General features: G+C 42.6%; 17 protein-coding genes. 6 read left to right on the forward strand and 11 right to left on the reverse strand.

What is annotated here, in order from left to right; all coding sequences use genetic code 11:
• Positions 1-28: 28 nt before the first annotated feature.
• From argB to argC, 4 genes are read right to left on the reverse strand one after another with little or no spacing between them, the layout of a single operon-like run.
• The gene (argB, locus tag BM377_RS13990) at positions 29-925 is read right to left on the reverse strand and encodes an acetylglutamate kinase (protein WP_092249857.1); all 897 of its coding nucleotides are present in this window, start codon (positions 923-925) and stop codon (positions 29-31) included.
• A 4-nt stretch (positions 926-929) separates the two neighbouring features.
• A complete protein-coding gene (argJ, locus tag BM377_RS13995) occupies positions 930-2,153 on the reverse strand; it encodes a bifunctional glutamate N-acetyltransferase/amino-acid acetyltransferase ArgJ (RefSeq protein WP_092249859.1) in 1,224 nt (407 codons plus the stop codon).
• 45 nt (positions 2,154-2,198) lie between these two features.
• Positions 2,199-2,642, reverse strand: a complete 444-nt coding sequence (locus tag BM377_RS14000; RefSeq protein ID WP_092249861.1) for a GNAT family N-acetyltransferase — start codon at positions 2,640-2,642, stop codon at positions 2,199-2,201.
• 23 nt (positions 2,643-2,665) lie between these two features.
• Entirely contained in the window at positions 2,666-3,718 is a 1,053-nt protein-coding gene (argC, locus tag BM377_RS14005) for an N-acetyl-gamma-glutamyl-phosphate reductase (RefSeq protein WP_092249864.1), read from the reverse strand.
• A 270-nt stretch (positions 3,719-3,988) separates the two neighbouring features.
• On the opposite strand from argC, the gene BM377_RS14010 reads away from it, so the two are divergent.
• From BM377_RS14010 to BM377_RS14025, 4 genes are all read left to right on the forward strand, one after another.
• Positions 3,989-5,212 (forward strand): argininosuccinate synthase, encoded by a 1,224-nt coding sequence (locus BM377_RS14010; protein ID WP_092249867.1) that lies wholly within the window; start codon positions 3,989-3,991, stop codon positions 5,210-5,212.
• Between the two features lie 3 nt (positions 5,213-5,215).
• Positions 5,216-5,509 (forward strand): DUF1294 domain-containing protein, encoded by a 294-nt coding sequence (locus BM377_RS14015; RefSeq protein ID WP_092249870.1) that lies wholly within the window; start codon positions 5,216-5,218, stop codon positions 5,507-5,509.
• Between the two features lie 12 nt (positions 5,510-5,521).
• Entirely contained in the window at positions 5,522-6,262 is a 741-nt protein-coding gene (locus BM377_RS14020) for a hypothetical protein (protein ID WP_092249873.1), read from the forward strand.
• Between the two features lie 81 nt (positions 6,263-6,343).
• The gene (locus BM377_RS14025) at positions 6,344-7,180 is read left to right on the forward strand and encodes a DegV family protein (protein WP_092249877.1); all 837 of its coding nucleotides are present in this window, start codon (positions 6,344-6,346) and stop codon (positions 7,178-7,180) included.
• Positions 7,181-7,230: 50 nt separating this feature from the next.
• Here BM377_RS14025 and BM377_RS14030 read toward each other — a convergent pair whose 3' ends face one another.
• Positions 7,231-8,256: a substrate-binding domain-containing protein gene (locus BM377_RS14030; RefSeq protein ID WP_092249880.1), complete on the reverse strand. Its 1,026-nt coding sequence runs from the start codon at positions 8,254-8,256 to the stop codon at positions 7,231-7,233.
• Between the two features lie 163 nt (positions 8,257-8,419).
• Between BM377_RS14030 and BM377_RS14035 the strand changes: the two genes are divergently transcribed.
• Positions 8,420-8,917, forward strand: coding sequence for a DUF5721 family protein (locus BM377_RS14035; protein WP_092249882.1), 498 nt, complete (start codon positions 8,420-8,422; stop codon positions 8,915-8,917).
• Here BM377_RS14035 and BM377_RS14040 read toward each other — a convergent pair.
• The 6 genes from BM377_RS14040 to BM377_RS14065 all read right to left on the reverse strand — a co-directional run bounded on the left by BM377_RS14040 (position 8,898) and on the right by BM377_RS14065 (position 13,481).
• Positions 8,898-9,266 (reverse strand): Hpt domain-containing protein, encoded by a 369-nt coding sequence (locus tag BM377_RS14040; protein ID WP_092249885.1) that lies wholly within the window; start codon positions 9,264-9,266, stop codon positions 8,898-8,900. The two genes, BM377_RS14035 and BM377_RS14040, sit on opposite strands and share 20 nt — an antisense overlap.
• 85 nt (positions 9,267-9,351) lie before the next feature.
• A complete protein-coding gene (gene prfA / locus BM377_RS14045) occupies positions 9,352-10,419 on the reverse strand; it encodes a peptide chain release factor 1 (RefSeq protein ID WP_092249888.1) in 1,068 nt (355 codons plus the stop codon).
• 54 nt (positions 10,420-10,473) lie between these two features.
• Positions 10,474-11,316 carry a peptide chain release factor N(5)-glutamine methyltransferase gene (prmC, locus tag BM377_RS14050; RefSeq protein WP_092249891.1) on the reverse strand — a complete coding sequence of 281 codons (843 nt, stop codon included), beginning with the start codon at positions 11,314-11,316 and terminating at the stop codon, positions 10,474-10,476.
• Positions 11,317-11,353: 37 nt separating this feature from the next.
• Positions 11,354-12,337, reverse strand: coding sequence for a DUF1385 domain-containing protein (locus BM377_RS14055; protein ID WP_092249894.1), 984 nt, complete (start codon positions 12,335-12,337; stop codon positions 11,354-11,356).
• Positions 12,338-12,549: 212 nt separating this feature from the next.
• The gene (gene rpmE, locus BM377_RS14060) at positions 12,550-12,756 is read right to left on the reverse strand and encodes a 50S ribosomal protein L31 (RefSeq protein ID WP_092249897.1); all 207 of its coding nucleotides are present in this window, start codon (positions 12,754-12,756) and stop codon (positions 12,550-12,552) included.
• A gap of 155 nt (positions 12,757-12,911) precedes the next feature.
• Positions 12,912-13,481: a zinc ribbon domain-containing protein gene (locus tag BM377_RS14065; protein ID WP_092249900.1), complete on the reverse strand. Its 570-nt coding sequence runs from the start codon at positions 13,479-13,481 to the stop codon at positions 12,912-12,914.
• Positions 13,482-13,594: 113 nt separating this feature from the next.
• Between BM377_RS14065 and tnpA the strand changes: the two genes are divergently transcribed.
• The coding region (tnpA, locus tag BM377_RS14070) for an IS66 family insertion sequence element accessory protein TnpA (protein ID WP_442857315.1) at positions 13,595-13,818 on the forward strand (224 nt) is incomplete at its 3' end.

Raw genomic sequence — 13,818 nt, forward strand, 5'->3', positions numbered from 1 at the left:
AATAATGCACTAAAAAGCCGCAACCGGCTTACTCCGCTCTTGCCAGAACGTCGTCATCCGACATAAACATGGTTCCGACACCCTTCTTGGTAAAGATTTCAAGAAGAAGGCAATGAGGAATTCTTCCGTCAAGAATATGCACGTTGTTAACGCCCTTTCTGATGGCATCAGTGCAATTGTTGAGCTTGGGAAGCATCCCGCCTCCGATATTTCCTGAAGCGATAAGAGCATCTGCCTCAGAGCATGTAAGTCTTGAGATAAAGGATGAAGGATCTTTGATATCCTTGTAAACTCCCTCAATATCCGTAAGGAAAGCAAGCTTGTTGGCTCCTACAGCCTTAGCTATAGCGCAAGCGGCATCATCCGCATTGATATTATATGTATCAAAATTATCGTCAAGTCCGATGGGCGCTACGATAGGAAGATAGTCATTATCAAGAAGATCAAAAAGGATCTTGGGATCAACTTTATCGATATCTCCGACAAATCCGATGTCCTGTCCGCCGGAAAGCTTTTTATTAACATGCAAAAGACCTGAATCCTTGCCGCTGATACCTATTGCCTTAACGCCAAGCTCCTGAACCATAGTCACAAGCTGCTTATTTACTCGTCCGAGTACCATCTCGGCGATCTCCATCGTCTCACTGTCAGTAACCCTAAGACCGTTAACGAACTCGGCTTCTTTTCCGACCTTGGAAACCCATGAACTTATTGCTTTTCCGCCACCGTGTACGATGATGGGCTTAAATCCAACAAGTTTAAGTAAGGTAACATCTGTTATTACATTTTTCTGGAGTTCTTCGTTGCTCATGGCACTTCCGCCGTACTTAACAACGATGATCTTCCTGTTGAATTTCTGAATATAGGGAAGCGCCTCAACAAGCACCTCCGCCTTTTTTAATACTTCCTGCATATCCTTATCCATTTTATCAGCTCCTGTAATCTGCATTTATTTTGACATAGTCATAAGTAAGATCGCATCCCCAAGCCGTAGCTTCCTCGGTTCCCTCGTTCATATCAACATAAACGGTGACCTCATCAGCTTTCATTATCTTGAGTGCAACGTTCTCATCAAAATCAAGCGGTACACCTTTATGGAATACCTCTATTCTTCCGTTGGGACTCTGGAAATAGAGCTCAACATCGTTCTGATCGAACTCTGCTCCCGAATAACCCATCGCACATAAAAATCTTCCAAAGTTCGCATCGCATCCGAATATCGCTGCCTTTGAAAGATTGGAACCTACGATCGCTCTTGAAAGTGTTCTTGCATCTTCCAATGTCTTGGCATTTACAACCTTTGCTTCAAAGAGCTTGCTTGCTCCCTCTCCGTCCGCAGCCATCTTCTTAGCCAGGAATCTGCACACATGTATAAGAGCTTTCTTAAAGATCACATACTCATCACCCTTGGATCTTATTGTTTTGTTTCCGGCCTCTCCGTTTGCCATGCAAAGGAGCGTATCATTGGTTGATGTATCGCCGTCAACGGTGATCATGTTGAAAGTCTCTGCAACAACATCGCTTACCGCCTCCTGCAAAAGACTCTTATCGATCGAAATGTCTGTTGTAAGGAATGCGAGCATGGTACACATATTAGGATGGATCATACCTGATCCCTTGCTCATTCCTCCGAGAGTAACCGTCTTTCCGTCAATCTCAAAAGATACCGCGATCTCTTTATTGACGGTATCTGTTGTCATGATAGCCTTGGACGCCGCCGTTCCGGCTTCAATGCTTCCGTCGAGCGTCTTACTCATCTTCTCGACACCCATAACAAGTTTATCAACAGGAAGCTGCATTCCGATAACACCGGTCGATGCTACCGCTACGGATTTATAATCGACTCCGAGAGTTTTCTCAACAGCCTTAGCCGTTGCTATACAAGCATCAAAGCCTTCCTTTCCGGTACAAGCATTGGCTATTCCGGAATTTATAACAACAGCCTGCATCGGATCGCCCGATTCAACTATCTGCTGATCCCACTGAACACAAGCAGCCTTTACCACATTAGTTGTAAAAGTTCCCGCGCATACGCAAGGAACTTCCGAATAAACAAAAGCCATGTCGGTTCTGTCTTTGTACTTGATATTAGCTTCGCAGCTTGCTGCCATGAAACCTTTTGCAGCGGTTACACCACCTACAATATCCTTCATATCTGATGCCATCCTCTTTTATAGAATATATAAATTACAAAGATATCACTTGTTGAAAACCGTGAGGTTCTCTTCATTTAACGTAAAGTCATAATAATTCATGTCAGATCTGAGTGTCCACCCCATCTTCTGCCAGAATTTATTACCAATAACATTTGTTACGAATGCATTTAAGCAGACTTTGTTGATCTTTTCTTTCTTAAGCTGCTCACAGCAAAAATGCACCATCTGCTTACCGATTCCGTGCATTCTGTATTTCTCGCTCACGCATACATGATAAAGACAAGCTCTTCTGCCATCGTGCCCGCAAAGGATCGCTCCTACTATCTTGCCGTCTTCCACTGCAACTGCACTCGTATTCGGATTTCTTTTTATGAATCTCTCTATTCCTTCTCTGGAATCGTCCATCGATCTCATTCCGAAACCGTGAATGGACATCCAAAGTGCATAGACATCATCATAATCTTCCATAGTCATAGTACGAACCATCTTTTTCTCCTAAAGCTTATGCATTACGGGAAGCTGGGAACAAGATCAAGTCCCTTGGCTTCATCAAAGCCAAACATTATGTTCATATTCTGAACAGCCTGACCCGCTGCACCTTTTACAAGATTATCGAGTGCACCCATCATAATGATCCTGCCTGTGCGCTCGTCAATCTTAAATCCTATATCTGTGAAATTACTTCCCTCAACCCATCTTGTCTCGGGATATACGCCGTCTTCCAAGATTCTTATGAATTTCTCTTTTCCGTAATACTTTTCATAAGCAGCGCGAATATCTGAAGCTGTCGGAAGTGCGCCGTCTTTTTTTACCAAAGTTGCATACTCTGTTGCAAGTATACCTCTGTTCATGGGAACAAGGTGAGGTGTGAAGTTGATCGTCAGCTTCTTACCTGCCGCATATCCGAGCTGTTCCTCGATCTCCGGAGTGTGTCTGTGAACGGCCACTCCGTAAGGCTTGGCGCTCTCATTTACTTCGCAGTAAAGATTAGCCACCTTTCCGCCTCTTCCGGCTCCCGAAACACCGCTCAGTGCATCAACGATAAGTGTGTCCGGATCAATAAGGCCCTCTTTTACAAGAGGATATGCCGTCAAAATGGAACATGTTGTATAGCATCCGGGATTGGCGATAAGTCTTGCGTTTTTGATCTTATCTCTGTTGATCTCGCAAAGTCCGTAAACAGCCTCTTCTATATATTGAGGAGACTTGTGCTCGATCTTGTACCACTCCTCATATATCTTTACATCTTTTAATCTGAAATCAGCTGACAGATCGATTATCTTTACCTTATTAAGTATGTCATCATTTACAAGTGATGCGCAAAGCCCCTGAGGAGTTGCGGTGAATATCACATCCACCTCATTTGCAAGCTCTTCCATATTATCATCAAGGCACTTGGCATCGACAAGCTTATAAAAGTTTCCGAATGTCTCGCTGTACTTCTTATCTATATAGCTCCTTGAGCCGTACCACACAACCTGTGCATCCGGATGAGCCTGTAAAAGTCTTACTATTTCAGCTCCGGCATATCCCGTAGCTCCGATGATTCCTACTTTGATCATTTCCGATTAACCTCTCTAAAGTCCATCTTTTCCTGGATTTAATATGTATAAACTTTTTTCAGTATACGACCGCGAACAAAAATATGCAACAGAAAATTTATATTTATGCATATTTTTTATAAATTTTAAATATTTATGCATTTTGGTATTGCATTTTTTTATAGAGCGGAGTATATTATGATAGACAACGCGCTAAAAAGGGCAAACGCCTGCGTTTCTTAATTATATCACCAATAATATTGAATAACATTATGAAAGAAGGATAAAAACATGGCTAAGGAAAAAGTTATTTTGGCTTACTCAGGCGGACTTGATACTACTGCTATCATTCCGTGGCTCAAGGAAAATTTTGATTACGAAGTAGTATGCGTATGTATCGACTGCGGACAGGAAGAGGAGCTCGACGGACTTGAGGAGAGAGCTGTCAGCTGCGGAGCAAGCAAGCTCTATATCCTCGATGTTGTAGATGAGTTCTGCGACGAGTACGTTGTTCCCTGTGTAATGGCTCATGCCGTATATGAGAACAAGTATCTCCTCGGAACATCTATGGCACGTCCTCTTATCGCCAAGAAGCTCGTTGAGATCGCCAGAAAAGAAGGCGCTACAGCAATCTGCCACGGCGCTACAGGTAAGGGTAACGACCAGATCAGATTTGAGCTTGGTATCAAGGCTCTTGCTCCCGATATCAAGATCATCGCAGCTTGGAGAAACGACAAGTGGACACTTGATTCACGTGAGTCAGAAATCGAGTACTGCAGACAGCACGGAATCGATCTTCCTTTTTCAGCTGATTCCAGCTACAGCCGTGACAGAAACCTTTGGCATATATCTCACGAAGGTCTTGAGCTTGAAGATCCTGCTCAGGAGCCTAATTACAAGCACCTTTTGGTACTCGGCAAGACACCTGAGGACGCACCCGATACACCTACAACAGTTACAATGACATTCGAGGCAGGCGTTCCCAAGTCAGTTAACGGAAAAGAGATGAAGGTTTCCGATATCATCCGCACACTTAATAAGCTCGGCGGCGAGAACGGAATCGGAATCGTTGATATCGTAGAGAACCGTGTTGTTGGTATGAAGTCTCGCGGCGTTTATGAGACACCCGGCGGAACTATCCTTTACGAAGCACATCAGCAGCTTGAAGAGTTGATTTTAGATCGCGATACCTATACAATGAAGAAAGATATGGGCAATAAGTTTGCCGATATAGTATATGAAGGGAAATGGTTTACTCCTCTTCGTGAGGCCGAGCAGGCGTTTATTGAATCAACACAGAAGTACGTAACCGGTGAAGTTACATTCAAGCTCTACAAGGGTAACATCATCAAGGCCGGTACTAAGTCACCTTACTCTCTCTACAACGAGAGTATCGCATCATTCACAACAGGTGATCTTTATGACCACCACGATGCTGAAGGATTCATAAACCTCTTTGGACTTTCTTCCAAGGTTCGTGCAATGAAGATGCAGGAAGTAGCTAAGAATAAGTAATTTATGAATTCACTCACTCTACTTATAATTTATATTGCAGCAGTGAATATTATAGGGTTTGCCTTAATGGGAATCGATAAGAGAAAGGCGCGCAAAGGCGCCTTTCGTATTCCCGAGGCGACCCTTTTTGCATTTGCACTGATAGGCGGAAGCCTGGGCTCAACCATCGGTATGTTCGCATTTAAGCATAAGACCAAGCACTGGTATTTTAAATTCGGAATGCCACTTATCATAGTGATACAGGTTGCCCTGGTTCTCGCTCTTTTCTTTTCACCAATTAAATTCAGTTTCATTTAAAAGAGGTACCCCATGTTTATTGCAGTTTGCGATGACAATATTGCCGACAGAAAACAGACCGAAAGACTTCTCGGAAGACAATCAGACAGATTTATGAAAGAATTCGGTGACAGATTATACATAGATTCTTTTGGTAACGCGGAAGCTTTTATGTATAAACCCGAGATGTATCACGGACTTTTTATCGACATGACAAGCAGCAACGAAAACGGTGTTGAGATAGCCCGTATGCTCGTAGAAAAAGGCATCACGAGCCCTATCATCATGTGCTGCTCATCTCTCGATTACAGGACGCTCATTCCTGCAGCAGGCATTGTCGCGGATAATATTCTCTACCTTGATAAGCCCATCAAGGTTGCCGATCTTACCGATATTATCAACTTTATCAAGAGCAGCATTAAAACCGACGTACCCAGAATTGAACTCAGAGATAATGATGAAACTCTTTATGTTAGCGGAGATGACATTATCTGCGTAAAAGAGGTCGGAAGAAATGTTAGGATCTGGCTTACCGACGGAAGAATTCACGAACAGCTGGGAACCGCCTATAATTTCTACAGCCAGTGTGTTAAATTCCCTCAGATATGCCCTGTAAACAACTCAGGTTTGGTCAATGTCAATTATGTAAAAAACAAGAGTCCGTTTCATGTTACAATGAATAACGGATGTTCTTTTATTATTTCTTTTGAATACCGCAAGACTATCAATGAGACTAAAGCAATCTTAGAGGCTATTGATACATCCTCTCATTAAGCTTTACTGATAAGTCCATACGTGGTATCATCTTCATGTAGTATTAAATACTACGTATGCAAGTTTATACGTGGAGGCACTATGAGTTATAAGATTGTAGTAGACAGCTGTTGTGATTTACCTGCTGAATACAAGAATGATCCCAGATTTGAGTTTGTACCGCTTATTTTGCAGGTTGGTGACAGCGTTATCGTGGATGATGACACCTTTGATCAGGAAGATTATCTTGCCAAGGTTGCGGCATCCGAGGATTGCCCCAAGACTGCATGCCCTTCTCCGGATCTTTTTGTAAAAGCATATCAGACGGACGCAGACGATGTTTATGTTGTTACGCTCACATCCAAACTGAGCGGAAGCTATAACAGCGCACTGCTCGCCAAGAATATATATCACGAAGAATACGGTGAAAAGAATATTTACATAGCGGATTCTCTTTCTGCAAGCTGCGGAGAGGCTCTGATCGCTCTTAAGATAGCAGAGCTTGCCGATAAGGGTCTTAAGTTTGAAGAAATAATACCGGAAATTGAAGCATACAGAGATGAGATGCTCACATATTTTGTTCTCGATTCACTTGATGCACTTCGTAAAAACGGACGCCTTACGGGAATGAAGGCTCTCGTTGCTTCTACTCTCAGTATCAAGCCCGTATGTTACGGTCTTAAAGGTGAGATTGTTCAGAAAGCTCAGGGAATCGGTATCAGGAAGGCTCTTGTTAAGATGACGGAGCTTGTGGCATCGGAGATCAAGAACCCCGAAGAGAAAAGGCTTATGATCTCTCACGTTAACTGTTTTGAGCGTGCAGCGGTTGTAAGGGATCTCATAATGAAAAAGGTTCCTTTCAAAGATGCTATCATCGTCGACACCGCAGGTGTTTCAACAACATATGCCGCGGACGGCGGAATCATTGTAACATGCTAAAAAATACCTCACAGATATCAAGATCTGTGAGGCTTATTTATTATCGTAATTTACGGATCAAGTCTCTTTACGCTCTCTCCTTCTATCATGTGACCTTCTATAATGGTTACGCCCTGTCTGTAACGTTCTCCGCTTATTTTTCGAATCAAGTTAATAACTGCATTTCGGCCCATTTCGTAGCTATCGACACCGAAAGTAGTAAGTTTTAGGTCACACAATCCGGGGAAAAGATAGTTGTCATATCCGACGACCGATACATCCTCGGGAACTTTGTAACCGTTCTCACGAAGTCTTTTTATCATCATGCTCGCCGTAAGATCGCAAGTGCAGACAAACGCCGAAGGCATATCCTCGGGAAGGACAAAGAATCTTTCATAATCCATCTCCCCCGTTTTAAGATCCCTGTCGGGAATGATCCAATCTCGAACGAATGGATGTCCGTGCTCAAGAAGTGACTTGGTATATCCGAGATACCTGTCGGTGATCGTTCCGGAAGCCAGTATCGTTCCGACAAAGCCTATATACCTATGTCCCATATTAAACAAATGATTGGTAAGAACATACGCGCCATGATAGCTGTCAGAAACAACCGCATCCTCATCTCCGCTGTGATTGCAGAAATCAAGATAGATCATCGGAGTATTGCTCTCTTCTTTTATCATATTAAGATAGTCTTCGCTAAGTCTTCCGATAACTATAACACCGTCGACTTTGTTATCACTGATGATACGGGGAAGAACCTTCTTTTTCTCATTTTCGGCGGAAACAACTTCCAGCATGGTGAAACAGCCCTTATCCATTGCAATCTGCGAAACCTGCTGATGCATCCTGTTGTAAAAAGAGCTGTATTCGCTCATATAAGCCTCAGAAATAATAACACCCAATGTATAACTCTTTACGGTATTTCCCATCTTCCTTGATACCGAAGGGACATACCCCATCTCATCGGCAAGGACATTGATCTTGTTCCTAAGTTCTTCGCTCATTCCCTTTTGACCGGAAAGAGCCTTAGAAACCGTAACCGTACTTACTCCGATCCTGTCCGCGATATCCTTTAATCTTACCAGTTTAGCCATTTTAAAAACCCCTCAAACAAACTTTATTACTTTCTTGTAAGTATAAAGTATATTTATACGAATTAAAACAGATAAATTTAACCACTTAAAAAATAAACACAAACGACTTTTTTTATCATATAATTATCCAAGAGAAAAACAAAGATAGGAAACGGCGACAGATATGATATCCGTTAAGACAACTAACAACAAAGCCTTTATGAAGAGTCTCCTTACAACAGAGCTTTTTGACAACTACTATGTCGAGGAGATTGCGATAGATACATTTAACAGTTTCTATCTCGACGGTCACGTTCATAAGGAATTCTATAATGATGATGAGATGTCGGATCAATCCGAGGTCGCAGATTTTTCACGATGGGCCGATCTTCGTCCAATCTGCCTTGATCTTATCAAGGGTAAAAGAACTCCCTTAAAATTTAAGTTTGTCTTTCACCTTGATGAAAAAGAAACGGCAAGTATCATAGAAAAAGCCGGTGCGGATCTTTCCGCATCCGATATTAAGCTTGCGATAAACATAAGGTTTGTCGGCGGCGAACTCGTCATCACGACAGGTACTGCGTTTAACGTATTTACCCTGGATAAGAGCATAGAAAAAGCCTGGGACAGTTACTTCCCAAGCTTTCTTGAATCAAATGATATTATATTGCAGTATCTTTAAACTTATTTAGTATCGTCACAAGCTCATCATATTTGGGCTTGATCTGATTGTATTGTTCTTCATAGCCTTCCATGGAACCGGCTCTCAGAATCTCAGTAAGCTCGCATACGGCGCCCAGCATGCCTTTAAGTCCAAGGTTTGCACTCACTCCCTTAAGAGCATGCACAGCCTTAAATGCCTCTGTGACATTGCCTTCTTCCAAGTATTTGGAAAGCTCTCCCATGTTCTTGTCAGAGAGAAATTTGACCATGAATTTTGCAATAAGATCCTCATTTCCCATGAATCTTGCGAGAACATCGTCCCAATCAACACCCCATGCAATTAATTCAGATTTAAATCCGGCATCCATATGTTTACTCCATGTTTGAATTATTATTCAAATGTTGACTATATATTGATTTTACAACATAAAAGAACTTACTTCAACGATATACTTACTCATTTGCAGCCAGCATAGCCGCCTGATCAGCGGCGATAAGAGAATCGATTATCTCATCAAGATCCCCGTCCATGATCTGATCGATCTTATAAAGAGTAAGATTGATCCTGTGATCGGTAACTCTTCCCTGGTGGAAATTGTAGGTCCTTATCTTCTCTGATCTGTCTCCCGAGCCGACCTGGCTCTTTCTGAGCTGCGACTCTTCGCTGTGCTTCTTTTCCCTTTCCATCTCATAAAGCTTGGCACGAAGAACCTTAAGCGCCTTAGCCTTGTTCTGCTGCTGGTTCTTTTCATCCTGACAGGAAATAACTATTCCCGTGGGAAGGTGCGTAAGTCTTACGGCCGAATCGGTAGTATTGACGCACTGTCCTCCGTTACCGGAAGCTCTGAACACATCAAACTTACAATCATTCATATCGATATCAACTTCAACATCCTCAACCTCAGGCATGATAGCCACGGTTATTGCGGATGTGTGAATCCTTCCGCCCGATTCAGTCGCGGGAATTCTCTGAACGCGGTGAACTCCGCTTTCGAATTTAAGCCTCGAATATGCGCCGTTTCCCTTGATCATAAAGCTGACAGTCTTAATGCCTCCGATACCTATATCTTCGACGCTCATCGTCTCCACACGCCAGTTTTGTCTCTCGGCATACCTCGTGTATGCTCTGAACATATCGGCTGCGAATAAAGCCGCCTCGTCGCCACCAACACCTGCTCTGATCTCAACGATAACATTCTTCTCATCGTTGGGGTCCTTGGGAAGGAGAAGGATCTTGAGCTTATCCTCCAACTCGACCTTCTTGTCTTTTGCCTCGGAAAGCTCTTCCTTAAGCATCTCTCTCATGTCGGCATCGGACTCTTCATCCAGCATCGATTCGCTGTCACTGATCGTCTCATTACATTTCTTATACTCAAGATAGCACTCAACAAGTGCTTCAAGATTCTTTTGTTCCTTCATGAGGCTCCTGAACTTATCCTGCTCCGAAACAACGGCCGGATCGTTAAGCTCCATCGTGATATCCTCATATCTTCTTAATATATCCTCTAATCTGTCAAACATAATCTATCCTTTTTCATACAAGTAACTAAGTAATATGCTGCCAAACTATCGCCGCTAGTAGTAGCAGGCTCTCACAACTCTGTCGTTTCCCGCATAATCCTTGATAACCTCTATGTCATGATACTTCCCGTTCTCGGTCAAAAGAGCTTTCACCGCCTCTGCCTGATCGTAGCCTATCTCCATGATAAGGTAGCCGCTTGAAAAAAGATATTCACCCGCGCCGTTTACAATTCGTCTGTAAAACTCAAGTCCGTCCTTACTTCCGTCAAGAGCCAGATTCGGCTCGTAGTCCTTAACTTCGGGCGCAAGCGTCTTTATAACTTCCGTCGCTATATAAGGCGGATTGGAAACTATAACGTCAAATTTTCCGATAGCTATATCAGGAAAAAGATCTGTCTCAATAAACTCAGCCCTGTCACCAAATCCCAGGGAATCCGCATTCTCTTTTGCCACTTTAAGCGCAGCTTTGGAAATGTCCGTGCACACTGCGTGAGTTTCATTGGTGTAATTAAGAAGACTCAGTGCAATGCATCCCGAACCCGTGCAAAGATCGAGGATTCTCATCTTATCCTCGCAGTATCTAAGCGCCTCTTCAACCAAAGCTTCTGTATCCTGCTCAGGTATCAGCACATCCTTTGAAACATTAAAAGAAAGCCCCATAAAATCCCATTTACCGAGTATATAGGCTACAGGTTCTCTCTTCTCCCTTCTCAAAAGAAGTTCGTTGTACTTCTGCTCTTCAGCCTCTGACACTTCTCTGTCGGGATGAGCATAAAGTGTACTGTGATCCGTTTCGCAAACATATTCTAAAAGGAGCCGGGCATCAAGCTTAGCTTCTGTGATTCCGGCTCTCTTAAGTGTCTCTGTTCCATTTTCTAAGATATCTTTGTATATCATAGACAAAATCTCTTTTTTGTTAGATCAAAGGATATTGTTAAGGCTCATCGTCCTGAAGCCAACTGTCGTCAACCTCGTATCCGAATGAATCCTTAAGGAATTGCTTCCAGTCAAATACCGCCTCAACGGACTTGATGGCTACCTCTATCATATCATCATCAGGCTCCTTGGTCGTAAGTCTCTGAAGCCAAAGGCCGGGTGCTGAAATGATCCTTACAAGAATAAAATCCGTCTTGCCCGCAAGTCTTATGATCTCATAGGAAATACCTGAGATCACGGGAATAAGCAGGATTCTAAGTCCGATTCTCAAAAGATATGAATCAACTCGAATAAAGAAGAACAAGATAATGCTGACAAACATAACAAAGAGAATAAAGCTGCTTCCGCATCTCTTGTGAAGTCTTGAACTCCTTCTTACGTTCTTTACAGTAAGGGGTCTGCCTTTCTCGATACAGTTGATGCACTTGTGCTCCGCGCCGTGATACATAAACAGTCTCTTAATGTCCTGCATCCTTGAGATCAAAAGGATATAAAGGATAAAGATAGCGATTCTGAGCACGCCTTCTATGATCGCTATAAGCGAAGCATTTCTCACATACTTACCAAGAAGCTCAGAAAGAGCATAAGGAAGTATCATGAAAAGAACTATCGCAAAAGCAAAAGAAATAATGGTAGTTGCGAGCATCAAAAATGTATTCTCATGTCCGCTGCTAACCTTATCGATACTCTCATCAAGTTTGGTCGGCTTGGTATCCTCTTCCTCATAGAATGATGAAGAATAATTGAGCGCCTTGAGTCCCAGAATAAGAGAGTTGATAAATACAAAAACACCTCTTACAAAGGGTATATTAAGGAGTTTGCTTCCGTAAGCGACTCCGTGAAATTCATCTACTTCTACAGCTATGTCCTTATCAGGCTTTCTTACCGCAACGGCATACATATCCTTGTTGCGCATCATTACACCCTCAAGAACCGCCTGTCCGCCTATACCTGAATAATGACTTACTTTACGTCTCTTCATAGTTGTTACCTCTTAAAGCGTGATTACTTAAAAAAGCATTTTGCTCGCTAAATGCTTGCGCGCGAGCGTTATTGCGCAGCAATTATCTACCATTCCGCGAGCTGCGCATCCATAGCGAAGCGCTTTTTAAAACATAGGAAATCCGAAGGAATTTCCTATGTTTTAAAAAGAGGTTGAGGCCATAGCCTCAACCTCTCCTAAATGTCTTATAATTACTGATTGTTCATGCCGTATTTCTTATTGAACTTATCAATACGTCCACGAGCAGCTGTAGCCTTCTGCTGTCCTGTATAGAATGGATGACACTTTGAGCAGATTTCTACGTGGATCTCAGACTTAGTTGATCCAACTGTGAATGTGTTACCGCAGTTGCATGTAACTGTAGCCTGGTTGAACTCGGGCTGAATATCGTTCTTCATATCTTCTCACCTCACTGTCTATATTCAATGAATCTTCTAATTAACTATAGTTAGTGCTATTTCACAACAGCTATATCACTATACCATAATTGAAAATCATATGCAAGCATTTTTTATATGATAAAATACAGCTTTTTAAATCCTTTTCTTGAGGCTTATTCAAAGGATATTTCTCCTGTTTCAAGGTACTTATTATATGAATTCTTAAGCTTGGAAGCAACCGAACAAAGGATAGCTCCGCCGATAACATAAAGAAGTCCCACAGGTCTTCCGGTTGTATATATGCCAACGACAAGCGAGATAATTCCAAGTATCAATACTCCTATCGCTGCTCCGAGGCTCTTGGTCTTTCTAAGAACTATTCCAAGAACGAGCATAAGAATTCCGTCTATAGGAACAAAAGCGATTGAAAGCTCATATATTGTATTTATTACTCCCATAATGATCAGGAAAATCGTCCAGCCGTTTATTGTACTGTTTGCCTGATTAAACTCCGGCATATCGAACAGCTCTTTTTTGGTCATCATTGGACCTATAGTCTTTTCCGCACCGGTATATACAACCTCAGGATTTCCTACAGGCTCATTTCCCGAAAACGCTCCTACGTTGTTAACAACTTCAACCGGCTGTTCAACAACCATATCATCACCCATAAGCGGCTGACCGCAATTTACGCAAAAGCTAGCTCCCGGGCTATTCTCCATCCCACATACGTTACATTTCATACTTTTTTCTCCTTATGTGTAAGCGTCAAATAATCCGCCTATGATTTAATCCGCAACTATGGTTTACTTTAAAAAACTGAAAAAACTAACTAGTTTTTTAAAGGAGGCCAGGTATGGATCAGATCACACATGATGTTCGCACAGCCCAATGGGCTGAAATTGTTCGCAGTTGTCACGAACGCCCCGCAGGTCAATCAGCCAAGAAATGGCTGGATGAAAACGGGATCAATGAAAAACAATACTACTATTGGCAACGAAGGATAAGAAATCTCGTTGCCGGAACCACCAGCAAGTCATTACCAGCGACTCGTCCAACCGGAGAAGTGACATTTGTTGA

The sequence above is a fragment of the Butyrivibrio sp. INlla21 genome (genome assembly GCF_900116875.1).
Lineage (GTDB): Bacteria > Bacillota > Clostridia > Lachnospirales > Lachnospiraceae > Butyrivibrio.